Here is a 326-nt window from a genome sequence, read left to right on the forward strand (position 1 = left end):
CCTCGCCTACGACGGCCTCCCGGCTCTCGATCGTCGCGAGGGCCAGGCACGGCGGGACCGCCGCTTCCCCGGCCCGCCTCGGCATGCCGGCGAGGTAGCGGATCAGGACGTAGACCGCGAGCAGGAACGCTCCCCCGACGCTCAGCGGCACACTCCCCAGGACGATCCCGACAACGACGCCCGCCAGGAACACCCCCGTCACACCGCCCGTGAAGACCCCCCGAGCGAGCATGACAGACCTGTTCTGCGTGGGCGGCGGCGCGGCGCCCGTGGTAATCGTCATACGGGCGATTGTGCTGGGCTCAGGTGACCTCCGGTAGGTGTCA

Annotated in this window: 1 pseudogene; it reads right to left on the reverse strand. The window is 70.9% G+C overall.

What is annotated here, in order from left to right:
* Positions 1-283: pseudogene (locus PUR61_RS36560) on the reverse strand (hypothetical protein); the annotation flags it as partial.
* Positions 284-326: the final 43 nt, after the last annotated feature.

It is taken from the genome of Streptomyces sp. BE20, assembly GCF_036322525.1.
Lineage (GTDB): Bacteria > Actinomycetota > Actinomycetes > Streptomycetales > Streptomycetaceae > Kitasatospora.